This window comes from Bacillus solitudinis (genome assembly GCF_002797395.1).
Lineage (GTDB): Bacteria > Bacillota > Bacilli > Bacillales > Bacillaceae_D > Halalkalibacter_A > Halalkalibacter_A solitudinis.
Window position 1 is genome coordinate 1351747 of sequence record NZ_KZ454943.1, and the last position, 24258, is coordinate 1376004.

20 protein-coding genes and 2 pseudogenes are annotated in these 24258 nt (G+C 38.1%); 6 read left to right on the top strand and 16 right to left on the bottom strand.

Annotation, left to right across the window (positions count from 1 at the left end; translation table 11 throughout):
- The first annotated feature begins 41 nt into the window (after nt 1-41).
- Nucleotides 42-731, top strand: a complete 690-nt coding sequence (locus tag CEF19_RS06625; protein ID WP_157800893.1) for a DUF421 domain-containing protein — start codon at nt 42-44, stop codon at nt 729-731.
- 105 nt (nt 732-836) lie between these two features.
- Here the strand turns inward: CEF19_RS06625 and CEF19_RS06630 are convergent, their stop codons facing one another.
- Genes CEF19_RS06630 through CEF19_RS06645 form a run of 4 tightly spaced genes read right to left on the bottom strand, consistent with a single transcriptional unit; the run spans nt 837 to nt 4875 of the window.
- On the bottom strand, nt 837-1694 hold the full coding sequence (locus tag CEF19_RS06630) for a sugar phosphate isomerase/epimerase family protein (protein WP_100405364.1): 858 nt from the start codon (nt 1692-1694) through the stop codon (nt 837-839).
- A gap of 17 nt (nt 1695-1711) precedes the next feature.
- A complete protein-coding gene (locus tag CEF19_RS06635; RefSeq protein ID WP_100405365.1) occupies nt 1712-2578 on the bottom strand; it encodes an AraC family transcriptional regulator in 867 nt (288 codons plus the stop codon).
- 45 nt (nt 2579-2623) lie between these two features.
- Entirely contained in the window at nt 2624-3697 is a 1074-nt protein-coding gene (locus CEF19_RS06640) for a Gfo/Idh/MocA family protein (protein WP_100405366.1), read from the bottom strand.
- Nucleotides 3698-3714: 17 nt separating this feature from the next.
- A complete protein-coding gene (locus CEF19_RS06645; protein WP_100405367.1) occupies nt 3715-4875 on the bottom strand; it encodes a Gfo/Idh/MocA family protein in 1161 nt (386 codons plus the stop codon).
- A 1078-nt stretch (nt 4876-5953) separates the two neighbouring features.
- Here CEF19_RS06645 and CEF19_RS06650 point away from each other — a divergent pair.
- Together CEF19_RS06650 and gdhA are read left to right on the top strand one after the other, a co-directional pair.
- Nucleotides 5954-6853: a glutamate biosynthesis transcriptional regulator GltC gene (locus CEF19_RS06650; protein WP_100405368.1), complete on the top strand. Its 900-nt coding sequence runs from the start codon at nt 5954-5956 to the stop codon at nt 6851-6853.
- A gap of 248 nt (nt 6854-7101) precedes the next feature.
- Nucleotides 7102-8484 carry an NADP-specific glutamate dehydrogenase gene (gene gdhA / locus CEF19_RS06655; RefSeq protein WP_100405369.1) on the top strand — a complete coding sequence of 461 codons (1383 nt, stop codon included), beginning with the start codon at nt 7102-7104 and terminating at the stop codon, nt 8482-8484.
- 76 nt (nt 8485-8560) lie between these two features.
- On the opposite strand, the gene CEF19_RS06660 is transcribed toward gdhA, so the two are convergent.
- From CEF19_RS06660 to CEF19_RS06710, 10 genes and pseudogenes are all read right to left on the bottom strand, one after another.
- Nucleotides 8561-9913 (bottom strand): MATE family efflux transporter, encoded by a 1353-nt coding sequence (locus CEF19_RS06660; RefSeq protein WP_100405370.1) that lies wholly within the window; start codon nt 9911-9913, stop codon nt 8561-8563.
- 309 nt (nt 9914-10222) lie between these two features.
- Nucleotides 10223-10993: an ABC transporter ATP-binding protein gene (locus tag CEF19_RS06670; protein ID WP_100405372.1), complete on the bottom strand. Its 771-nt coding sequence runs from the start codon at nt 10991-10993 to the stop codon at nt 10223-10225.
- Nucleotide 10994: 1 nt separating this feature from the next.
- The gene (locus CEF19_RS06675) at nt 10995-11999 is read right to left on the bottom strand and encodes an ABC transporter ATP-binding protein (RefSeq protein ID WP_100405373.1); all 1005 of its coding nucleotides are present in this window, start codon (nt 11997-11999) and stop codon (nt 10995-10997) included.
- A gap of 7 nt (nt 12000-12006) precedes the next feature.
- Nucleotides 12007-12840, bottom strand: a complete 834-nt coding sequence (gene nikC, locus CEF19_RS06680; RefSeq protein ID WP_227521931.1) for a nickel transporter permease — start codon at nt 12838-12840, stop codon at nt 12007-12009.
- Nucleotides 12837-13781 carry a nickel ABC transporter permease gene (gene nikB, locus CEF19_RS06685; protein WP_227521932.1) on the bottom strand — a complete coding sequence of 315 codons (945 nt, stop codon included), beginning with the start codon at nt 13779-13781 and terminating at the stop codon, nt 12837-12839. The genes nikC and nikB overlap by 4 nt, the downstream gene beginning before the upstream one ends.
- Complete coding sequence (gene nikA / locus CEF19_RS06690; RefSeq protein ID WP_100405375.1) at nt 13781-15337, bottom strand: nickel ABC transporter substrate-binding protein; 1557 nt, start codon at nt 15335-15337, stop codon at nt 13781-13783. Before nikA ends, nikB begins: the two co-directional genes overlap by 1 nt.
- Before the next feature lie 91 nt (nt 15338-15428).
- A pseudogene (locus CEF19_RS23680) lies at nt 15429-15907 on the bottom strand (transposase).
- A gap of 246 nt (nt 15908-16153) precedes the next feature.
- Nucleotides 16154-17605, bottom strand: a complete 1452-nt coding sequence (locus tag CEF19_RS06700) for a SulP family inorganic anion transporter (RefSeq protein WP_100405376.1) — start codon at nt 17603-17605, stop codon at nt 16154-16156.
- A gap of 425 nt (nt 17606-18030) precedes the next feature.
- Complete coding sequence (locus CEF19_RS06705) at nt 18031-18900, bottom strand: cation diffusion facilitator family transporter (RefSeq protein ID WP_100405377.1); 870 nt, start codon at nt 18898-18900, stop codon at nt 18031-18033.
- A 272-nt stretch (nt 18901-19172) separates the two neighbouring features.
- Complete coding sequence (locus CEF19_RS06710; RefSeq protein WP_100405378.1) at nt 19173-19769, bottom strand: YdhK family protein; 597 nt, start codon at nt 19767-19769, stop codon at nt 19173-19175.
- A gap of 429 nt (nt 19770-20198) precedes the next feature.
- On the opposite strand from CEF19_RS06710, the gene CEF19_RS06715 reads away from it, so the two are divergent.
- The 3 genes from CEF19_RS06715 (at nt 20199) to CEF19_RS06725 (ending at nt 22861) form a co-directional block, all read left to right on the top strand.
- Complete coding sequence (locus CEF19_RS06715; RefSeq protein WP_100405379.1) at nt 20199-21587, top strand: sensor histidine kinase; 1389 nt, start codon at nt 20199-20201, stop codon at nt 21585-21587.
- Entirely contained in the window at nt 21580-22266 is a 687-nt protein-coding gene (locus CEF19_RS06720; RefSeq protein WP_100408232.1) for a response regulator transcription factor, read from the top strand. The genes CEF19_RS06715 and CEF19_RS06720 overlap by 8 nt, the downstream gene beginning before the upstream one ends.
- A gap of 247 nt (nt 22267-22513) precedes the next feature.
- Nucleotides 22514-22861: an AbrB/MazE/SpoVT family DNA-binding domain-containing protein gene (locus CEF19_RS06725; RefSeq protein WP_100405380.1), complete on the top strand. Its 348-nt coding sequence runs from the start codon at nt 22514-22516 to the stop codon at nt 22859-22861.
- A gap of 48 nt (nt 22862-22909) precedes the next feature.
- On the opposite strand, the pseudogene CEF19_RS24200 reads toward CEF19_RS06725, so the two are convergent.
- Nucleotides 22910-23005, bottom strand: a pseudogene (locus CEF19_RS24200) (Lrp/AsnC family transcriptional regulator); the annotation flags it as partial.
- A 17-nt stretch (nt 23006-23022) separates the two neighbouring features.
- Nucleotides 23023-24143 (bottom strand): IS3 family transposase gene (locus CEF19_RS06730; RefSeq protein ID WP_100404241.1). Its coding sequence is split into 2 segments (ribosomal slippage): nt 23023-23894 and nt 23894-24143, totalling 1122 coding nucleotides; the frame shifts between segments, so codons are not numbered across the junction.
- Nucleotides 24144-24258: the final 115 nt, after the last annotated feature.

Genomic DNA, 24258 nt, shown 5'->3' on the forward strand with positions numbered 1-24258 from the left:
CAAATAATATACATATCGAGTTTATAGCATAGGTGATGATAATGACTATTTTTGAAATGTTTATTCGTACCACTGTCAGTTTTATCATTCTTTATATTTTATGCCGATTTCTTAACAAAAAGCTAATCGCCCAGATGACTTTCTTTGATTTTGTTGCAGGGATTACAATTGGTTCTATTGTAGCGAGTTCGATGCTAACGAAGGGGACCCCTGTTTTAGTCGGAATGGTTGGCCTTGTGCTTTTTGGTTTCTATTCCTTCCTTTCTAGTATAGGAGCAATTAAAAGTTTATTTGGACGAAAAATTTTAGAAGATGAACCGACCTACTTAATTAAAAATGGACAGATTCTAGAAGAAGGGCTCAAAAAGGTTAGACTTACGATGGATGGGCTTTCGACTGGTTTACGAAAAAAGGGGTTCTTCTATGTTGACCAAGTTGAAACTGCGTTCATGGAAACAGATGGAACCATAACCGCTCTTGCAAAGCCTCCTTATTTAAGTGCTATGCAAAAAGATGTTTTTAACATTCAAGCAAGTCGTGGCAATGCACAAGCTTTTATTATTGATGGTCAGATTCTATCTGAGAGCTTGAGGATGTTAGGAAAGGATATGGACTGGGTAAGAACCATACTGCAGACCAATAATATTGCCAATATTAAAGAAGTCTTTTTTGCTCAAATTGACGAGCAAGGAACTATTTATATTGATAAAAGACATGATATTGTTACATAAGAAAAAGGGGTTGTGTCATAAGGACGGTTTTTGACCTTATAGCACAACCCCTAAATCACTAACAGGAATAACCCTCCGGAAAACATTCCAACGAATCATAAGACTCTATCCCTGATTAAGCATCGTTTTAAACCAGTTAATATTATGTTTCAAAGTTTCCTTTGTAGACTTCTGCATACTGAAATCTTCCATTCCAATATAGCCATCATAACCAACTGCTTTTAAATCTGTGAGTACTTGTTTCCAATCAACGAGGCCCTCTTCAATCAGTTTCCATTCTGCTGTCCATTCGCTCTTGTCTTCTTTATGACGTTCTTTCTTTTCCCAGCCTGTATTTTTAGCATGGACGTGAGCGAGATAAGGACCCAGTAACTCTAGACCCATTCGATAGTTTTCATATCCCTCATGAACCATGTTACCCGGGTCGTAGAGAACCCCGATATGTTTTGGATCAAATGTATTGACTAACCGGTAGGCCAAAGACGCGCTTGGCGTAATTGTCATATGATGTGTTTCAACTAATCCTTTGATGTTGTATTGCTTACACATCTCCTCAACTTCGTGTAAATAACGAACAGCCTTCTCGAATAAATCATGATAATTCTCACTCCGATTGTACGATGGTACCCCCACCCGGATCATGCTTGCCCCTAAAGTTTCGGCAACATGCAAGACTTTTTCTGTTTCTTCTATGTCACCGCACGCTAAGTAAGGTGTCACACTTACCGTTTCAATCCCTAGCTTCTTTGTTTTTTCTAACAATCTTGTTAACTTTTCCTTAGAGTAATCAGGGGCTATTGTACATAAGTTATTTCCCCAAAAACTTGGCTTTTCTTCTTGAAGTTTCTGAGGCTTTTCTTTATACCTCCATTCGACACCATCATATCCGTACTCTTTTAAGCTAGTGAGTATTTCATCTGGCGTTAAATCAGGGGCTATTACAGTAAACACTGAGAACTTCATGATTTCCCCACTTTCTTTTATGAGTTTTGTCGGTTTTTTTCCTGGCTTATCATCCGCTTTTTGTAGTATTCAGGAGTGACTCCTGTTGAATCCTTAAACACTTTACTAAAATGAGATGGATGCTTAAATCCAACCATATAGCTTAATTCTGTGACCGTTAACTCATCATTCATTAAAAACTCGATTTTCGCTTGATTGATTCTCCGGTGATACAGATAATTAAATATCGTGACCCCTGTAACATCTTTAAATATTTTTGCTAAATAGTACTTACTTAGATGTAAATCCTCCCCTAGTTGTTTTAAATTCACATCCTCTTTAAAATGCTTCTCTAGATATGTAATAACTTGTTGAACGTTTTTTTCTTTTTCGGACTGCGGATCTTTTGTGTAAGTTAGTGACCTTTGACAAAAAGGGTATAAATACGCAAGCATATCCAAAAAGGCAAGTTGAAAGCGATACTCAGAAACAACACCCTTTTTATTACTAAATTGATGCATCGAAGAAAAGAGTTTTTCTACTTCTTCTTTTTCATTATCACGAAAAGGGATACGAAAGGACTGCAACGAGAAAAAAGGATTTAACAAAGATTCCATTCCCATATGACGAAGAATTCCTCGAAAATGAACATGATCAAAATGTAATGTTGTACGGATATATTCTTCATGTTCAAATATCTTTGGACAATGAAGCGTTAAGCCATTCATTAGGATTAAATCTCCAGGTGAAAGAACATGAATTTGGTCACCTATTAAATAGTTACATTTTCCGCCATGGAAATAATAGATTTCATACTCTTCATGAGAATGGAAGTTCATTTCCGTTTTATAGCGCTGATAATAGGAAAGATTTATTTGTGCTGAAGTAATTGATGGAATTGACATAGTGCCTCCACATTACCTTATTTATCGTATAAAATAATAGATTAACTATTCGACTTTAATCGCCTGTTCTTGTGCTATTAGACAGAGCTCCGCTGCCTTAAACGCATGTTCTTGTGTCATGGCATGCTCGGTTCGATTCAAACAATCAAGAATGAATTCGCCAAAGAAAGGAAAACCTACTTTACCTGTTAACGAATAGTGCTTCTCACCGTGTTCATTCACTAGAAAAAGGTGATTTCCCTTGTCTTCACGTCCGACATCAATATACTTTCGGATTTCAATATAGCCCTTCGTTCCAAGGATAAACGTCCGCCCATCTCCCCACGTTCGTAAACCATCAGGTGTATGCCAATCCACTCTAAAATAGTTAGTTGCTCCGTTGTCCCCAATTATTGATGCATCCCCGTAATCTTCAAGCTCCGGATAGTCTTTGTAATGATAATTTGCTACTTTACTAGCTTGAACGCTAGCATCTTTACATTGAGCATAAAAGAGAAATTGTTCAATTTGATGGCTTCCAATATCACATAGAATACCGCCATAATGCTCCTTCTGAAAGAACCATTCTGGACGACTTTGAGCTGACAACCGATGTGGTCCAAACCCCGTCACTTGAATGACCCGACCAATCGCCTCTTCTTCAATAAGTTGTCCCGCAAACACCGCACTCTCAACATGGAGTCGTTCACTGTAGTAGACCATATATTTCAATCCTGTTTCCGCTACTTTTTCCCGTGCCATATCTAGTTGTTCCAATGTTGTAAATGGAGCTTTATCCGTAAAATAATCCTTGCCATGGTCCATCGCCCGCAAACCAAGCTCACATCTTTTCGAGGGAATCGCCGCCCCAGCAATAAGTTTTACATCATTATCGTTCATAATCTCATTTTCAGATGATGCAACCATCACGTTAGGAAACGTGTTTACAAAGGCTTCAACTTTCATCGGATCAGAATCATATACCCATTTCAGGTCTGCCCCCGCTTCAATTAAGCCGTTACACATTCCATAAATATGGCCGTGATCAAGAGCAATTGCTGCAAACGAAAACTCTCCTTCTCCCACTACTTTATTTACCTTCCCTTTTGGCGCATAGTTCATGCCATCTTGTTGGTTCATCTTTATCATCCCTTTCTCTAATGGGTCCCTGTTACGTCCAATTTGATACTTTTATCTTCCTTACTCACTGTTGAGAGATTAATTTTTTCTTGTAATTGTTGATAATAGAGTTCTTCATCAATAGGAAACTCAATCCAATCCTCAAGCCAGGTTGAGAGCTGCATCGCATTTGAAAGCATCAGACCATTAATTCCCTCATGCCCCGGAGCAATCAGAGGGACACCTGATAAAATTGCATCCACAAAATTTTGAGTAATCCCAATGTGTCCCGTCTCTTCTCCAACCACGGGAATTTCACACTTCCAGCATTCAGGACTACCAAAACCACCTTTATATTCTTTGTTAAACTGAGACTCTGGGATACGTAGCCTCCAGAATGTTAATTTTCCGTCTTCAATAACTACTTTTCCATGGTCGCCCGCAATTTCTAAACGGTTTGTACCGGGAGCTTCGCCAGTCGTTGTAATAAATACCCCCGTTGCCCCGTTCTCATATTCAGCAAATGCCGTAACATCATCTTCAACTTCAATATCGCGATGTTTTCCGAAATAACAAAATGAACGCATTCTAGTCGGCATCATTCCCGTCATCCATTGCCATAAATCGAGCTGATGTGGGCATTGATTAATTAAAACACCACCGCCTTCACCGGCCCAAGTAGCTCGCCAACTCCCAGAATCATAATAGCTTTGAGAGCGGTACCAATTTGTAATAATCCAATTTATGCGACGGATTTCCCCTAATTCCCCTGTTTGAATTAAATCACGAAGCTTTTGATAGAGAGGATTGGTCCGTTGATTATACATCATCGAGAAAACGCTTCCACTTTTTTTCGCGGCGTCATTCATTTCTCTCACTTGTTTCGTATACACGCCAGCCGGTTTCTCACATAATACGTGGAGACCGCATTCAAATGCTTTTATCGCAAGACTAGCATGGGCATAGTGCGGAGTTGCAATAAGAACTGCATCAACTAATCCAGACCCAAAAAAGGTATCATAATCATAAAAAACAGCAACATCGTCGTTAAGGTTTTCTTTAACCCAATTTGCCTTTTCCTCATTTTGATCAATAACTGCAGTTAATCTAGCACCCTTAACCTCATTCTGACTTAAATACTTAGCATGTGCAGTTCCCATTGTACCAACACCAATAATACCAATACGTACTTCCTCCATCACATTCCACATCCTCTCTGACTTAAAATCTTTCTTCATTCATTGTAATAAAAACTCTATCCCCTTGCTTTCTTCTCGTTAATCAAACGACTATTTCATTTATGTGTGGTTGTTGTCTTTCTCCTAACTGTTCTGATATATCTAACAATGTGGGTTCAACAGCATGCCTCATTTTTTAGTCTAGCATCAAACCCTTTAAGAAACTAACAGCAACGATTCCTTCTGACTATAGGAAACGATAATTTCACCCGAAAACAAAAAGACGTTTCCCACTTTAGGAAACGTCTTTAACAATTCACATTATCCAGTTTATACTTTCCTTCATAATACTCTATTATGTTCGTACACTATGCTTCAAAAATCGCTTTTTAGAGGCATCGATTTTAAAATCTAATCACCCAACTACACCTGCTACAGACTCAATTTGAGAATATATTCTGTCACCTCTAGCTATATTCCAGTAATGCTGATGAGCATCAATTCTCATTTCGTCAAGTCCTCCTTAAAACGATATCTTTGTTTTCATAATACCATTTGAAATATGTTATCAAAATTGCTGTTACCGATGAATTTACCATATTTTGATGCAATTCGTTTCTCTTACGACAAATGAAAACTACCAGAAAAGTTCCAAACTTCTTTCCTGGTAGTTATTACATACTATTTAGCTTTGGAGTGCTTGTTATCTAGTTTGTTTTTTTAAAGTTAGTTATTTTATGCTGAGCTTGAAAACTATATCTACGATTTACTTCCTCCATTTTTTTCTTCAACTTCTCCTCTATTAACTGTGGTCTTACATAGTCCTCATATAATACCTTTCTCTGCCAATCATCCCAATTGTTTTGTTCCAGTTTAATCCACCCTTTTCCATTTGATTGAATATTCAGAATTATAAAATCCTACTTAGTTTTTATTTCGCCACTATTATTCAAAAACAGTAATTCTATTTTTGAAATCTGCTATTGGCTTGTTAAATTAGTTATTTAAGTGTATTTTATAATTCAAGCTATCATCTAATCAATACGGATTACGGATGATATTGATATCAATTTGAGATTAATGAAAGAAGGAGTAAGCAATGGAATTAAGACAATTACGTTACTTTATGGAAGTGGCAAAACGCGAGCATATGACGGAAGCGGCAGAAGCCCTTCATGTAGCACAGTCTGCAATTAGCCGACAAATAGGAAATCTCGAATCAGAGCTAGGTATAAATCTGTTTATCCGACAAGGAAGAAGTGTCCGATTAACCCCCATAGGTAGAATGTTCTTTGAAAGTACTAAACAAGCACTAAAAATGCTTGATACTGCTACTAGAGAGGTAGACGAACACTTAGATCCAGAGCGAGGAACCATTCGTATCGCCTTTCCTATTAGTATGGCTGCCTACACATTACCTATGGCTATTTCCGCATTTAAAGAACGCTATCCTGAAGCTAAATTTCACTTAAAACAAGGGACCTATAGGAATTTAATAGATGAAGTGGTAAATGGAGAATTCAATATGGCCTTGCTTGGTCCAGTGCCAAAGGAAGAGCTAAAGATAAGCGGGCATATATTGTTTGTTGAGGAAATTGTTGCCCTTTTGCCATTGAATCATCCTCTATCTAAAAAATCTTCCATAAGATTAATTGATTTAAAAGAGGAGCACTTCATCCTTTTACCTAAAGGGTTAATTTTTCGTGAAGTTATTGAAAAGGCTTGCTTAGAACAAGGCTTTTCTCCAAAGGTAGCTTTTGAAGGAGATGATGTTGATGCGCTAAAGGGACTAGTTTCTGCTAGTCTCGGGATTACTCTCATGCCTGAAATTACATTGATTGATAACGTACCCCGTTCAACGGTTAAAATTCCTATTGTTAACCCAAGCGTAACACGATCAATTGGGGTTATTACACCCGTAGACCGCCCACTCCTTCCAACAGAAATGTTATTTTTGGATTTTCTTAAAGGCTTTTTCAAGAATATGAACAGCCTCTAACTATTATCTAATGAGACCTAGCAAAGCATATAGCCTTGCTAGACCTCTCTGATTTTTTCTAATCTCTCTCCTACTCTCTCCCTAGGTAATCAATCTCATTTTAATATTAATATCATCTATTATTTATATTGTTTTAAAATGTTTAAAAAGAATAAAATACCTTATAACAGAAATTTTTAGCCGAAAATAAATAAGTCTTTTTTTGACTTTTCACTGCAATACATTCTTTAAAACTTGGGGGAACATCTATGCCTACTTTAGAAAAAGTGAAAGTAACCGAAACACAGTTCACCATGAATTATGTGAATGAACTATACGAGTCCGTTAAAAAACGCAATCCGCATGAGGTTGAATTTCATCAGGCTGTCAAAGAAGTACTTGAATCATTAATTCCAGTACTTGAAAAACACCCACACTACATCAAGCAAGGCATTCTTGAACGCATGGTTGAGCCTGAGAGAATGATATCTTTCCGTGTTCCTTGGGTAGATGATTACGGATATGTTCAGGTAAACCGTGGATACCGTGTTCAATTTAATAGCGCTATTGGACCCTATAAAGGTGGCTTACGCTTCCATCCTACGGTTAACAGTAGCATCATTAAATTTTTAGGCTTTGAACAAATTTTCAAAAATTCCTTAACGGGTCAACCAATCGGTGGAGGTAAAGGCGGGTCAGACTTTAACCCAAAAGGAAAATCAAACACAGAAGTTATGCGATTTACCCAAAGCTTTATGACAGAGCTTTGTAAATATATCGGCCCAGATACGGATGTTCCAGCCGGCGATATTGGGGTTGGCGCCCGAGAAATCGGATATCTGTTTGGCCAGTATAAAAAAATCCAAGGCGCGTTTACAGCGGGTGTCTTAACAGGTAAAGGACTTGGTTATGGAGGAAGTATTGGACGTAAAGAAGCAACAGGCTATGGTACTGTTTACTTTGTTGAAGAAATGTTAAAAGATAAGGGTCTAGGCTTCAAAGAAAGTACTGTTGTTATTTCTGGATCAGGGAATGTGTCAATTTATGCGATGGAAAAGGCAATACAATTAGGTGCTACAGTTGTCGCTTGCAGTGACTCAAACGGATATATTTATGATAAAAGGGGTATCGATTTAACAACGGTTAAACGGTTAAAAGAAGTGGAAGGAAAACGAATTAGTGAATATGTAGACGAACATCCAAGTGCTGAATACACGGAAGGATGTAAAGAGATTTGGTCAATCCCTTGTGACATTGCCTTACCATGTGCAACTCAAAACGAAATTGATGAGCATGCCGCAAAACTACTTGTTTCTAACGGTGTTCAGGCAGTTGGTGAAGGGGCGAATATGCCCTCTACTTTACAAGCAGTGGACTTTTTTTTAGAAAACAATGTTCTTTTCGGACCTGCAAAAGCGGCTAATGCTGGCGGCGTATCTGTTTCTGCATTAGAAATGGCCCAAAATAGTGCAAGACTTTCTTGGTCATTTGAAGAAGTCGATTTAAAATTACAACAAATCATGAAGAAGATTTACCAAGATAGCATGACAGCTGCTAAGGAGTATAGCAACCCAGGTAATCTAGTCGTAGGTGCGAATATTGCAGGATTTATTAAAGTTGCTGATGCTATGGTTGAACAAGGAGTTATCTAAGAAACAAGGGCTCTGAAAGGGTTAGATGTTAACCCTTTCAGGAGTTGTTTATTAACTTCAATTTACTTCTGCTCTTTTAGGGTAAACTAAAGAAATTACGTGATAATCTTGGAATAAATAATGATAAGAAAATCGAGCGTGACAAACTAAATAACACAAACGCCATCCAAATTCCATGGTTTCCGTAAACTGGAACAAAAATATAGATGATAAATAAAAAAACAACCAAAGCCATAGCAATCGAATCTCTAACGGAACGAGCCTCTGTTGCCCCTGCGAAAATCCCTTCTAATTGCAAACCCCAGAAACCGACAAAGGAAAAGATAATCATCCAACCGATATAATTTCCAGCAAACATCTCTACCTCACTAATCGTTGTAAAGAACGAAACAATATCAGCGCCGTATACCAGAATTGTCAAAGCAAGTACTACTGCGGCTACGCCACCCCACTGTGCAGATAGGAAAAACGCCCGGTGAAAAAGTTGTTTATTTTTGCTCCCAATTGCTTGTCCAGTAATAATACTAGATGCATTCGCAAGCCCTCCAAATAAATAGGACATAAAGTAATGAATTTGCAAAATAATAGCGTTTGCTGCTAATGCCACCTCTCCCATTGCAGCTCCTTTTGCTGTAAACAATCCTGTCATCGTTAATAAACAAACCGTGCGAAAAAACAAATCTCGATTCATTTTCAACATCCTCAATAGAGGAGTCGATTCACGCAATGCTGAAACTGTTTCTTTTTTGAATGTTATTTGCTTTGAACGAATGATTAACCATATTCCTAGCAACACTGCACTTACTTCAGATATCAAGGTTGCTGCTGCAACACCAGCAACCCCAAACCCGAAACCTAGCACGAACATGATGCTTAAGAGGATATTTAAAATATTCATGGATAATTGTACCGCCAATGAATGCTTGATCATCGACATTCCCATGAACCAACCAATAATAACGTAGCAAAGTAAAGCAAAAGGTGCGCTCCAAATCCGAATTGAAACATATGTCGCTACATGCTGCGTCACAGCATCACTAGGCCCAATCAAAAACAAGGCAGTTTTGACAAGTGGGTATTGCAAAATAATAAAGAGGAACCCAAATAAAATGGCTATAACCATAGGACGTAAAAGTGACATTGTCATCTCATTTTCATTAGTAGCCCCCCGTGCCTGTGCCGTAAATCCAGTGGTACTAACACGAAGAAAGCCTAGCAACCAATACATCATATTAAAAATGAGCGCACCAACGGCTACACCACCGATATAAGATGGATTAGGCATCCTTCCAATTACTGCTGTATCAACAATTCCTAATAGTGGTTGTGTCAAAGTTGAAATCATTAACGGAATCGCCAAAACTAAATAACTCCGATGACTAAACACGGACTTTTCCTCTAGTCCTCCCACCGATGTCGCTACTTTCATTCTCATTTCTCCTCTTCTTTTATACATAATTTAATAAACAAGATAATTAAATTTTCAGCTTAAACAAACACAAACCCCCAAAAAGCCTTTTGCGACAAATACACATCATCCGGACAGGTATCTCATGACGTTCCCCCCACTCGATGCGTAACCCACTAAAAAAGAAGAAGCCCCCATCAGAGGCAGACCTTAGCGGTTGAAAACCGTTTGCGTCGATGCCAATCGACGAGTGGAGAGGGTTCGACCCTCCTCTTTCCTCAAAAGAAGGCTTACCCCGCCATACACCGCCTTCATCCACAGAGACTTACTCTAAGAAGACGCTTGAATAAGATTTCTCGTATACACATTCCGATCCACACTCAACAACTCACTCGCTAAAAACTGCTCGACAATCCTCCCTTCCTTCATAAAAATAATCTCATCACTCATAAAATAAACCGCACCAATATCATGACTAATAAACAAATAAGACATCCCTAAACTTCCCTTTAACTCCTTCAACAAATTCATTAACTGCGCTTGAATCGACGCATCTAAACTAGACGTTGGCTCATCACAAATCAATAAATCAGGATTAACACTTATCGCTCTAGCAATCGCTACCCTCTGTCTTTGACCACCACTTAACTGATGAGGATAACGATCAAGATGTTCACTCGTCAGACCCACCATTTCCATAAGCTTAGCCGCTGTCGCCCTCCGTGAGTGCCGAACATCTATTAAAAACGATGGGGTCACTTCCTTAAAATTATCAAGTGGCTCCATCACAGAAGAGAAAATGGTCAAACGCTGATTAAGAGAGGCAGTAGGATCTTGAAATATCAATTGAACGTTTCTTCGCATCTGACGCAACCGCTTCCCACGGATAGTATCCAAGCGCTCCTCATTATAGAAAATTTCGCCACCACTCAATGCTTCTAAAGATAAAATTAATTTAGCTAATGTACTTTTCCCACTTCCACTTTCCCCGACAACGCCCACACACCGCCCTCTCTTAATTTTAAAAGAAATATCATTTACAGCAAGAAAACTTTTCTCATACACTTTGCGTACTTCTTTCACATCTAGGATGACATTCATCTTATTTCACCCCATCCAAATAGCCAGTAGTATGTACATCTTCATATAAATGACAAGCCACAGTGTGTTGATGTGACAACTCACTCAATTCTAACCCTGTTTGAACACAGCGTTCTATCACTTTTGGACAACGATTTGCAAATGGACAACCCTTCTCTGCTACATTTCCTGGCTCTCCCGGAATCATCGGTAAACGCTCAAGCTTTCTTTCCAAGGAAGGCATTGATTTCAGGAGCAACTCCGTAAAGGGATGTGCGGGATGATTTCCAATTGTATGGGCCATCCCTTCCTCAACTAAATGCCCCCCATACATAACAGCAATGCGGTCAGCATGTTTGAGGACATCACTTAGATGATGGGTAATGAACAACACGGAACAACCGATCTCTTGTTGAAGCTCCTTTATTAATTCAATAATTCTCTCCCCCGTCACGACATCAAGAGCTGTTGTCGGCTCATCAGCAATGAGTAGAGCTGGCCGAAGCATTAGCACCATCGCTAAGGCAACACGCTGTTTTTGGCCACCACTTAACTGAAACGGGTAACTTGAATACACTCGTTTTGCAGGAAGTTTTACTCGTTGCAATACATCAATTGCAATCTCTTTTGCCTGCTTGTTTGAAAGGTTGTTAGGTGTTCGAAGTGTCTCAATCATCTGTTTTCCAATTTTGATAAAAGGGGTTAAGCTGCCGTTATAATCTTGAAAGACCATCCCTATCTTATCTCCACGCAACAAACGATGCTGCTTTACAGATAGTTGATGAATGGGTTGATTTTGAAATAAAATCATCCCATCTGAAATTTCAAGTTGCTTTGGCAACAACCCCATTACTGCAGAAGCTGTTAGACTTTTTCCACTTCCACTTTCTCCGACAAGTCCAAACATCTCACCTCTATGAATTGTTAAATCAACTTGATGAAGCAGCTGTTTCTGATTTGTTTTCTGCTTAATTGACAATTGGTTCAGTTGAAGAACCTTTTGCTTTTTTATAACGGACGTTGCCATCGCAAACTCACCTCAACTCATCACTATTTTTTATATCAGACGCCTCTCGAAATCCATCACCAATTAAATTACAGCTTAAAACGACAAACATAATCGCTAAGCCAGGATAAATCATTAGTGAAGGCTGCGACTGAAAATAAGGCCTCGCGTCATTTAACATCGCTCCCCATTCCGGCGTTGGTGGTTGTGCGCCAATCCCTAAGTAGGACAGTGAGGAGATAATTAAGATAATCTTTCCTAAATCTAAGCTCGCTAAAATGATTACTTGTGGCGCTAACTGAGGTACTAAATGCCTCATAATTATTTTTGACGGCCTGCTCCCACTTAACCTAGCAGCAAGCACATAATCCTTTTCCTTCTCGGCTATAACACCACTTCTTACTAGGCGGGCATAGCTAATCCACTTTACGACGATTACAGCAATGACTACATTGTTTAAACTCGGACCAAGAAATCCAGCGATCGCAATGGCGAGAATAAAGTCAGGAAAGGCAATTAACCCATCAACCACTCTCATAAAAAAGGCATCAAAGCGTCCTCCAATATACCCCGATAGAAGGCCAATAGGAACCCCGACAAGTAAGGCTGCACTTAGAACAAGTAAGGCAATGCCGACTGTAACTTTAGCACCAACTACTATGCGGGAAAAAATACAGCGTCCGAAGAAGTCCGTACCAAGTGGATAAGTAAGACTTGGTGGTTGCAAGCGTAGTCCCATATTCATCAAATAGGGATCGTTTTGGACGACATAGGGACCGAAAACAATGATAAGGATTACAAAAACCATCATCGCTGTGCCCATCATAAGTAGCGGATCGCGGGTTATCGCTTTTCCTATCACTGGGGTTTCCCCTTCCCAAATCGAATTCGTGGATCTAGCAGTCGGTAGCATAAATCAACCGTTAAATTGACAAGTACAACAACAACACCTGTAAATAAAATATAGCCTTGAATAAGAGGATAATCTCTTTTAAATATGGCATCCACAACCATACTGCCAAGTCCTGGATATGAAAAAATCATTTCAACAACAACCGCCCCACCTAGTAAACTACCAAAGCTCATTCCAAACATAGTAACCACAGGGAGTAAAGCAGCACGTAACGCATGGTTAGTAATTACTTTCCACTCACTTACTCCTCTTGCTCTAGCTGCTCGAATATATTCCTGAGAAAAACTTTCTAATAAACCTGCCCTTAATAATCTTGCGTAAACTGCTGCCATTCCTAAACCCAATGTAAGTGAAGGAAGAATTAAATGTTTAAGACTTCCATTCCCTAATGCGGGCAATAGCGATAATTTAAAGGAAAAAACATAAATCAAAATTAAGCCTAACCAAAACGTTGGAACAGCCGCTCCCGCAAAGGCGAGTAAGCGGCTGAGATGGTCGACCCATTTGTTTTGATAGACAGCAGCGAGTGTTCCTAAAATCATAGCAATGGTCATCATCACAATCAATCCACCAATTGTTAGCTGAAGGGTAGGCCATATTCTATTATTTATTTCTGACACTACAGGTTTTTTACTTATATAAGAATGACCTAATTTAAAGTGAGCCACGTTTACTACCCACGTTGTATATTGCATCATAATCGATTGGTCAAACTTCAGTTCACTTCTCAGCTTTTCTTGCTCTTCTTCTGAAATAACAATTTCATCAGTCTGTAGCATTATTTGGACTGGGTCACCGGGCGCAATCTTCATTAACCCAAAGGTAATGAAGGATAATAAAAGCAAAACGATGGCCAATTGTATAATTCTTTGATAAATATAGGCAAGCACTATTTCACATCCAATGTATTGGTAAGTATGTAATACTCCTCCGCTCCCGGCTTCCAGTTTGTTACTCTCTCATTTAGTCCAACAATGACATGCGGATAAACAATGAACGATTGTGGGAGTTGTTCTTGAATGATTTCAACTGCGTTTTTTTGTAATTGAATTCTCTCTCCACTATCCCTGGTTCGATTTAATTGTCCAATTAACTCATTTAACTCTTGAATATTTATTTGGCCAGGGTTCAAGGAGCCTTCCGGAGAATAAGCAACATTAAAGAAGTAGCCTCCATCTCCACGAGGAGCTGTTAAATTGCTATAGGTTGCAATATCCCATTCATCTAACTGTTCAGATAGAAAACTATCGATATTCTCAGCTGTCACAATATTTATCTCAATCCCTATATTCATTGCTTCGGCTTGAATATACTGTGCCATTAAAGGAAGTTCCGGACGCCCCGTATAGGTTATCAGATTTAGCGATAGCGCTTCTCCATCCTTCTCAAGCTTACCTGCACTATTTAGTTCATAGCCAGCTTCCTCTAACAATGCCTTAGCTTGCTCAGGGTTAAAGCTTGTGATTTTTTTATCACTTCCAAAAGGAAAGGAAGGATTAAACGGACCGTTCGCTGGTGTGGCATGCCCTGACATTATCTCCTCAGCAATGACTTGACGATTAATTAAAACATCTAATGCCTGGCGTATCTTAACATCTTGCATCGCCGGCTTCGTTTGATTATATAAAAGAAAGTGAGAACGTAGACTAGGAATCGATTCCACTGATAAGTTTTCGGTATTCGCAATGGTTTCCAAGCCCTCAGGCGAAAGATGATAAGCAATATCAGCATCATTTGATTGAAGACTTAGGGCACGAACATTTCCATCTGAATTGAATTTGAACACAGCTTTGTCGATCTTCGCTGATCCATCCCAGTAGCCATCATATCTTTCTAATTGAATTTCTACATCCTGAGTATACGAATTCACTTTAAAAGGTCCTGTACCGATTGGCGATTCTTCAATATTTTCGGCATTCACTTGCACAAGTGATGCACTTGTATGAACAAGTTCGGTTAAAAATGCAGGGTATTCTTCCTCTGTGTGAAATGTAATTTCCTGACCACTCGCTTCAATGCTTTTGATTTTCAACAAACTTTGAATAGCTGGACTTACTTCAATAGCACGTTCAAATGACGCCTTTGCTGCTTCACCATCTAAGACTGATCCGTCCTGAAAGGTGATGCCTTCACGTAATGTAAAAGTCCAAGTTGTTTCATCCACTTGCTCCCATTTTTCGGCAAGCCATGGTTGGATCTCTAAATTTTCATCAATTCTCACTAGAGTTTCTGTAATTCCTGCACGCACCGAAATTGACTCTGCATGCGGATCTAAGCTTGACGGCGCAAAGCTGAACAAAACGGTGATAGATTTCTCACCTTCATTCTCCTGCTTCCCTTCCTGACTTCCTTGGTCTTGAATCGTTGGGACATCATTCTTTGATGAACACCCTATTATAAATAAGATTGCTAGAATAAAAATTACAAAATACGACTGCTTAAACATTTTATCTCTCCTTCTCAAATAAATCGGAACGATTACTATTTGCATTATCCAAGTATATGAGAAGCTATTTTATCTGTCAATATCTAGTTGGTTATAATTTTAAAGATAAAACAACGAATAAGGACAAGACTGCCTTTATTCGAGACCGTAGACAAAACGCCTTTGAAAAATGATTCTCAAAAGCGTTTTTGTAGATTTAGACTTGTTTGTGGTTGGCGGCACTGGGGAATAAGTATTTCTCCCGTGCCAATTGGCTTACTTTTTCAGGTTCATGGCAGCGAAAACGAGCATTGCCTGCATTGAATTTTTTTCCAACCCTTTCAGATTGGCCCAACGCAAACCATGCTTTTGTTTGAGCTCCGCAAAGACACGTTCAATCGTTTCTTTACGCTCGGCGTAAATCTCTTTATTCCAATCAGTATGCCTCAAGTGCTCCGCTTCATCCAAGGTATCTTGCCAAATGTGACGAAGGACGAGCTTTTGATGGTTTTTACTCTTTGTACATTGATCTTTTATGGTCTGACGCATAGAGCGAATGCCAAAAGTATATTGAATAAACACCATTTTCACTAACAATACAGGGTCTATGCTTGGGTACCCTTTATCAGTAGAATAAAGCTCTTTTACAAGATCGTAGATGAATCAAACTCCATTGAATAATCTAACTTTCGGACAAGATGGTCTTTAGGTACTAATTTTTCAATCGAAACCATCTCCATGTGCATTCTTTTCATCTAGTTTTTTTGACATCATCACCAGTCACCTCGTACAGGCTGACCATTGCTTTTATAGCAATGGGTAAGTTTTTTATTGATTTTAATGTGCACCTGTACTTGCCAAACCCAACCTTGAAATAATTAGTTGACTCTCCTTACTGAGGCGAATCAATTCTACCTTTTTTCCACTGTCTTCATATTTATTAATAACCTTTGCAAGAGCAATCACCCCAGAATGGTCCCATACTTGTGCAAATTCCATATCAATCACAATATGATTTGGGTCTTCATCATACTTAAATTGTTCTAGAAATAAGGTCGTTGAACCAAAGAAAAGCTGACCTGAAATTCTGTACGTTTTTTTATTTCCCTCGGTGGACGTACCTACTTTGATTTTGGCAATTTTCCATACAAAGGTCAGTGCACTTACAAGAACCCCTGCCAAAACTCCTTGGGCCAAATCATGTGTGACAATAACGATCGCTACCGTAATCATAATGACAAGCGCTTCACTTTTGGGCATTTTTCTTATATCAATAATAGATTGCCAGTGAAACGTTCCTATGGAAACCATAATCATAACTCCAACAAGCGCCGCCATCGGAATCTGGGCTACAATTTCGCCAAACATAATGATTAACACAATGAGTACAATCCCAGCTGTGAGAGATGAAAGTCTTCCTTTACCACCTGATTTTACATTGATAATCGATTGTCCAATCATCGCACAACCTGCCATTCCTCCAAAAAATCCAGTAACGAAATTAGCAATCCCTTGCCCTCTAACTTCTTTGTTTTTTGAACTTGGTGTATCTGTCATATCATCCACAATTGTGGCGGTTAGTAATGACTCTAATAAACCAACGAGCGAGAGTGTAATAGCGTAAGGTAAGACAATCATGAATGTTTCAAAAGAAAATGGAATGTTTGGTATAATGAAAACGGGCAATGTACTAGTTATTGGGCCAATGTCTCCAATTGTTTGGATGTTCATCCCAGTAAATATAGAAAATGCCGTTAAACCAACTAAAGCGACTAATGAAGACGGAATCGCTCTTGTCAAACGTGGTAGTAAATAAATAATAAGAAGTGTGACAGCCACCATCACATACATGTTTAATGACTCTCCTACGAAATAGGGTAATTGAGCCATAAAGATTAAAATCGCTAAGGCATTTAAAAAACCAATGATGACAGAGTTTGGGATGAAGGATAAGATTAACGATCCCGTTTTAAACACACCTAACATAATTTGGATTAATCCTGTTAAGATTGTCGCAGCAAACAAGTATTCAATACCATAATCAGCTACTAATGTAATCATTAATAAAGCCATTGCACCAGTAGCAGCGGAAATCATACCCGGCCGTCCACCTACAAATGCAATGATGACTGGAATTAGAAAGGACGCATACAACCCAACCATTGGGTCAACACCTGCAATAATCGAAAACGCAATCGCTTCGGGAATCAATGCAAGCGCAACTGTTATCCCTGCAAGCATGTCTCCTCTTATATTAGAAAACCAACTGTTCCTTATAGATGACATCATTATAATTAACCCCTCTTTCCCAAAAACACAATGATAGGTTTTGTTAAAATATGAAATTCATACTTCAGAAAGGAGAAAAAAAGCACTTATCTGATTTACAGATGAGCACCTTCCGTAAAGGGTTATATTATTCAATCGTTAACTGTGGATTATTGTTTAATTTCACACCTGGTTAACTACTTAGAAAGTTAATTTGAGAGTTCTATAGTGAAGGAGAAAATCGTGCAAAAACACCGTAACTCATCAAAACTATTAATCAAACGTTTAATTAAAGACCAGCAAGTCCTTGCTACGCTAATACTTTTTTATTTATATTTTACTATCATAGGTAGAGTAATCCTCCCTACATTTGCCAAGATTATTCTCATGTTCACTTTTACTACTTTTTTATGAAAAGTAAGAACATTGCCAATAGTTGATTAGCTTTAATTTGGCTCGACATGGACATGGACAGCATATACTCCATAGCCTTGTATCATAACTTTTTCAACATGGGTAGCTATATCATGAGCTTCTTTAATATCTAAAGTAGAATTCACTAAAATAACAACATCGATTACTTCATTATTCCCGTAGTTTCGCCCTTTAATTTCTTTTATTCCTTTAACTCCCTCGACATTGGTGATGATGCCCAGATAAAATTGAATTTTATTTTCATCAAATCCATCCGAAAGTTCATGAGAAGCTTGTCTAAAAATACCCCAAGCTGTTTTACATATGATCATTCCTACAATAACGGCAGTTAACGTATCAAGCCAAGGCATATTTAATTGAGAACCAAAAATACCTACGGCTGCCCCTATACTCACCCAAGCATCTGAAATGTTATCTTTTGCCGTTGCCATTACCGCTTTGCTATTAATTTTAATCGCTAATTTTTTGTTATAACGATAAACAAAATACATCGCTAGTGCAGAAAAGATACCTACATACGCTGCCAATATATCAGGTGACTCTTTTACTCCTTGAAACATAGAGGTGATAGCATCAATCAATACTTGTAGACCCACTGCCACCATAATAAAGGAAGCTACCATTGATGCAATGGTTTCACTTTTCCAATGACCATACCCATGATCCTTATCAGGTGGCCTTTGTGAAAGTTTGAGTCCTATGAGTACAGCAATAGATGCAATGATATCTGTTGTGTTGTTTAGACCATCTGCTATCAGAGCAGCTGAGTTACTCATATATCCAACAACTAATTTTATGATAGAAAGACATATGTAAGAAATAATACTTATGATTGCTCCGCGTTCACCTAATTTAAGATTACTATACTTTTGCTCTTCCACTCGACTTGCCCCCTACTCAGCACCTAATTATGATATCAACTAAAATAAGGGTGGGTCTAGAGCAATCTTTTTGTATCGTTATACATAAGTAAGCGATATACAAGTAAGTTGCCTTAACGACAAAAAACAGGGGGCACTTCTGTTTGCTGATAGATACAATATTTCTTTGAAATGATTGCTGTTAATCCATCGTAGTTTTCTCCAGCATGGCGAGCTTACTACGTTCCTCTTTTTAAAAAACCCGAGTCATATTGACTCGGGTTTTTGATTGATTATTCAGCGGATAGTTCAGCTTCTGTTACCCATTTATGATTTTTGACTACTTCGCCTCCAGTCGTTGGAATGAAGTCTACCATATATACAGTTGTTTCTTCGGCTGAATCGACTTCAGCAGTTGCGCCGTCCATGCCTTCCATATGCTCAGCATCTAACGTGACTTCCGCGCCAGCTTCTAAAGCAGACTTCTTAGCGTTTTCAAGTTCCTCATGAATGACCCATTTGTGATTTTCAACTAGAGCGTCACCAGTGGTTGGCGTATATGTAATGACATAAGCTGTCGTGCTATAAGCACCGACAATTGTAGCTTCGGCACCTTGCATGCCCTCCATATGGTCGGTTTGGATAATCGCTCGGCTACCGACTTCATAAGTAGGATTTTCTGCAACTTGTAAATCATTAGGAACTTCACCCGATCCCGAGTGGTTCATCCCCATATGACTTGATTCTTCATCCATGTTCTCTTCGCTGTCCATGTTCAATTGTTCTTCACTTTCAGGCGAATTCGTTTCTTCCTCATCACTATTGCATCCAACCAAGGTAAATACGACTAGAAATAATAAGATACTTGTTATAAGTTTACTTTTTTTCATCTTTATCCCTCTTTCACTATTGGTATAAGGAACTTTACCCAAAAAGTATGCAAATGGTGTGCAGGATCTATGGAAAATCTATTAATAATTTATTCATTTTCCATTTTAATATTGAAAAACCAATGAATATATTCTGCACAAAAAATTGAAATTTTTTATATAAACTAAAAAATAGAATGCTTTTTATTGATACGTGAACAAAATAGGAGAAGGACTTGTATTTTTTAAGTTATGGGACAACCCCGTCTTTAATCGAGTATACTAATGAAAACAAAGAAAACAGGTGAGACTGTCTCCATTATTCCCTAAATTCAAACGACGCAAAGTGACGAGAAGATTGTTTGAACCGCTTAATTAAAGTCAACGAACTGAGATTATTTTTACTTTTGTATCCTCTGATACGTAATTCTTAATATAAAGAGGTCAGCTATGTTTAATAAACTCTCGATGAAAATCGGCTTGTTATTTTTTTTCTTTATTTTAATCATTGAATCGTTTTTGTTTCTTGCTCTATACATCACCTTGGTGAATGAGCGAGTAGATGAAGTCCTAGATAATTTATTAGCACGTGGAAATACACATAGTGAGGTCTTGGAAGAAAGTTTCGAACAATCCACATTGATGCATGTTGCCATAATGGAAGCAGCTTCTGACTTCATTGTCATTATTACTGATGAAACTGGTAATATACTTGTAAATTCAGATTCGATTGAAGCAGAAATGACCGAAGTACTTGAGCATATCGATTTTGATATCAAATCTAGCAAGGGTAAAGTAGTGGAAGAACATTGGAATGAGAAAAAGTATATTGCGACAGATAGTCCGATAACAATCAACGAGGAACATAGTGGTCATGTATTTATGTTTGCAGATACGAGTTATATTAAAAGAATTGTTGACCATTTAAGGGATCAATTCTTAGTTGTTAGTTTGGTTACTATCGCATTGACAATTTTTACAATATTAGTGTTATCCAGAGTCATCACTCTTCCTCTAATAAGAATGAAGGAAGCTACAGAACAGCTAAGTAAAGGGGATAATAAAGTTCAGCTCTACATTGATCGAAATGATGAATTGGGTGAGTTGGCAAAATCAATCACAAAATTATCGAACGACTTGGCTCACTTGAAAAAAGCTCGAAATGAATTTTTAGCTAATATTTCACATGAGCTTCGAACTCCAATGACGTATATTAAAGGGTATGCAGATATCGTTAGTCGGCCGTATATTTCCGATGAAGAAAAGAAGGAATATATCGCTATCATTCGGGAAGAGACTGCACATATGACGGTGTTGATTAAGAATTTATTTGAATTAGCTCAGCTAGATCAAAATCAATTTCTAATTAAGCAAGAAAATGTTTCATTGGATGCAATTTTTACCTCAGTAGCCGGTTTGATCAAACCTGCATTTGAGGAGAAGAACATCTCACTGCTTGTCAGATGTAAGCCAGATATCGTTGCTTTCATCGATCCAAAACGTATTCAACAAGTTTTGTTAAATGTACTCGATAACGCTAGAAAGCATTCCGATGAAGGAACATCCGTCACGCTAACTTGTGTGGATAATGAGAAGAAAATCACGATACAAATTATCGATACAGGAGAAGGGATACCTGAAGAAGAGCTACCTTTTGTGTTTGAACGCTTGTACAGGGTGGAAAAGTCAAGGTCTAGAAAAAGCGGTGGCAGTGGTCTCGGTTTAGCGATCGCCAAAGAAATTATCGAATCGCATGGGGGGAGAATCAACATCCAAAGAGGACTTGAAAAAGGGACCACCGTCATAATCGAATTGGAAAGAGGTGAACACCATTCATAAGGTACTTTTAGTAGACGATGAGAAACGTATGTTGGATTTAGTCGCTTTATACTTAAGACCCCACGACTATAAATGTAAAAAAGCGCTTGGTCCCCATGAAGCGCTATCCTATCTAGAAGAAGAGGAATTCGATCTAATTCTGTTAGATATTATGATGCCTGGTATGGATGGTTGGGAGCTTTGCCAGAAAGTACGGAGCTTCTCAGATGTGCCGATTATCATGCTAACCGCACGTGAACAGCAGGATGATATTGTTAAAGGATTGAAGCTAGGAGCCGACGATTACATTACAAAGCCTTTTAACGAAGAAGAGTTACTTGCCCGTATGGACGCACTCTTGCGCAGAAGAACACCGAAAAACTTGATTGACAGTAACGGATTGGTATGGGATGAAAACCGGTTTGAACTTTCTTTTCAGAATAAACCCATCAAGTTGACACCGAAGGAATTTTCGATGGTAGGACATCTGATGAAAAATCCAAACAAAGTATTTGCAAGAGAGCAATTGATTGATTTGATTTGGGACTTTGATTCAGAGACAGAGGGGAGGACCGTCGATTCGCATGTCCGAAATGTTAGGGAAAAAATCCGTCAGGCTGGCTTTCCTGTTGATGAACACTTCCGAACAGTTTGGGGCGTAGGGTATAAATGGACTAACAACCCTTCAAAGAATGATTAATAGAACGGTTTATAATGAAAAATCATTAAACCTTGACTCAGGGTTTCCTCTTTGCATGGAAAAAGTCTTCGATGTCATTAATAAAGAACTAGAAGGCTAGAGAAAAAGCTAGTCTTCTTTTTAATTGTTAACACGCATATTAAACGAATTTGTAATAAACCCTATAAAGAAGATGAGGATCTTCACAGTTTCTTGATAATTTCAATCTATTATTAAGATAATCTTTTTAAGGATTGGGGTGATTACAATGTCAGAAGTGTTTACCTCTCAAAATCCACGTTTACAAATAATAGATACTGGGTTGAAGTGCACGATAAAAAGCGGTTATTACGTCACAATTCCTAAATCAATCAGGAAGTCATTGACACTCGGGTGTGGAGATGAAGTAGCAGTTGGGCTAACCGGCCAAGCAGATGAATTAATGATCCAAAAATTACACGGAGAAACATTAAATAATAAAATGATTATTAGTGAAAAAGGAGCAATAAGAATCCCAATTGAATTAAGGAGAATTTTAAAACTTGAGAAAGAAGATTCTTTTTATATTTTTCTAGAGATGTATAACAAAGCTCTCTTCCTTAAACGGACACTCTAATTAGAACAAGATACCATGCGTAAAGATTCTATGTACCATTGGTTCATCTTAACATTTATTATTAATCACGATAGATAATTTATAATTCACATGTTTATTTATTTCGGTTAAAAACTGATCTAGTCCTTCATTATTTGGAAATTTGGATAGTCAACACTTAACTAGACAACTTTTTTAAGGTGTCCAAGTTTGTATTCAATGGGACTCAAATAACCTAGTGTTCCGTGGATTCGTTTGTAATTAAACCAATTGATATAATTGTGTAATTCAGATTCTAACTCTTTCAGACTATCAAAATGGCGTCCTTTAATGAACTCCGTCTTTATGATTTTAAATGTGGCTTCTGCTACTGCATTATCATAAGGACATCCTTTCATACTAAGCGAACGTTGGATATTAAACGTGGCTAATGCATCATCGATAAGTTTGTTTTTGAACTCACTTCCTCGATCTGTATGAAAGAGTCCGATCTTGCGCAAATCTGTTTTCATTGACGCTAAAGCACGATAAACAAGTAAAGCATTTTTATGACGCCCAGTACTATATCCAATAATTTCACGGTTAAAGAGATCAACAAATACACATATGTACTGCCATTTTTTATCGACTCTGACATATGTTAAATCACTCACCACGACAGATAACGCTTCATCTTGTTTAAATTGTCGATCAAGTTCATTTTTTTGTTCTGATTCGTTAGTTCCGCTAGAATATGACTTAAATTGCGCAAGCGTATAAGAGGACACCAAGCCCTGCTCTTTCATGATTCGTCCAATCCGACGTCTAGAAACAACCTTACTACGCTTTACTAATTCCTTTTTAATTTTACGAGTCCCATAGTTTTGGTAACTTTCGTGGAAAATCTCAATAATATCAGAAGTGATATCATCTTCAGCCTGTCGTTCTTTTGCTTCATAATAATAGGTACTTCTCGGGATTTGAAGGACTTTGCACATTGCTGATATCGAGTATTTGTGTTGATTATTCTTAATCACATTTACTTTCGTCCTAGTATCAGCGCGGCTTGCTTTAAAATGTCATTCTCCATTTCCAATTGCTTATTTCTCTTTCTTAGTTCCGCTAATTCCTTTTGTTCAGAAGTTAAATTGTCCTTTTCCTTGAAAGAACCAGATGTCTGACTCTGACCCACCCATTTATCAAGAGACGAAGGAGTGAGGTCATATTCACGAATAATCTCTTTTCTTGGTTTACCACTGTTGTATAGCTGCACAATTTGTTCTTTAAACTCTTTAGTAAATGTTCGGCGTTCTTTTTTAGTCATCGTAGATTCTCCTCAATTATATTATCTGTAGTCTACTTGACCTTAATTTTTCTGTCTAGTTCAGTGTAGCCGATTCAATTTCTCTGTTTTGTGCCCAAAAGGATAATTTTATTTA